The sequence below is a fragment of the Roseateles sp. P5_E1 genome, from assembly GCF_054049335.1.
This window is the reverse complement of the sequence record NZ_JBFUMN010000136.1, coordinates 1-1,037: the sequence shown is the minus strand read 5'-3', so window position 1 is coordinate 1,037 and position 1,037 is coordinate 1. Positions and strand designations below refer to the sequence as shown.

Genomic DNA, 1,037 nt, shown 5'->3' with positions numbered 1-1,037 from the left:
GTACAGCCCGGACCGGGCATGTGGAAGGTGACCGCCGGCAACGGGCATGTGCTTTGGATTCTGGGCACGGTGTCGCCGCTCCCGGCCAAGCTGGAGTGGCGTGCCGATGAGGTCCAGGCGGTGATCGCCAGCGCCGGCGAAGTGCTCGGCACCCCGGGCTGGACCGTCGATGCCGACGTCGGCTTCTTCAAGGGCCTGACCCTGTTGCCTTCGGCAATGAAGGCCGCACACGATCCGCAGGGGCGACGGCTGGAGGAGATCCTGCCGGCGCCGCTGTACGCGCGCTGGCTGCCGCTCAAACAACGCTATCTGGGCCGCGACGGCGGGGTGGAAAAGGATCGTCCGCTGGTCGCGGCGACCCGCCTGTATGCCGAAGCGTTGAAGTCGGTCGGGCTCGGCCGCGGCACGCCGGTGTCCGCCATTCTGGACAAGGCCTACAAGGCGCGCGGGTTGAAGCCGGTGGTGACCCGGGTGGTGATCAAGGTCGATGATCCGCGCCAGGCACTCAAGGAAGTGCGCGCCAGCACATTGCAGGACGTGCAGTGCTTCCAGCGCACCCTGGACGTGGTGGAACACCAGTTGCCGCTGCTGGTGGAACGCGCCAATGCGTGGTCGGTGGGCGACACAGAGACGCTGCAGCGGCTGGCGGTGCAGAGCCAGTACGACGCCTGCGTCGGCGCGGTCGCCGACAGCGAGTTCGGCCGGCGCCGTGGGCTGCTGGGCGTGGAGCAGCAGGCGGCCGACAAGTGGCTGCAGGTGGCGCGCGCGGCACTGGCTCGCAACGCGACGACCTTCGCGGTCGTCCCGGTGCATACGCTGGTGCAGCCGGGCGGCTACCTGGCCCGTCTGGAGCAGGACGGCCTCCAGGTGGAAGCGCCCTGAGCCTGCGGCATCTGTACGCAGGTCAGCGTGTGCTGGYGCGCACAGTTCTCATCGACCTGGGTGTACAGCTTCGTGGCATAGTCTGGGTAGTCAACAGGGGGCTACACGAGCATGCCATTGCGTGCGATCGCCTATACCAGCGTCGCCTTTGAAGG

The 1,037-nt window shown here is 68.1% G+C and carries 1 protein-coding gene; it reads left to right on the top strand.

Features of this window, described 5'->3' with window-relative positions; translation table 11 throughout:
• On the top strand, positions 1–882 hold an 882-nt coding region (locus tag ACXJKJ_RS30145; protein ID WP_457395016.1), incomplete at its 5' end, for a TraB/GumN family protein.
• Between the last annotated feature and the right edge of the window lie 155 nt (positions 883–1,037).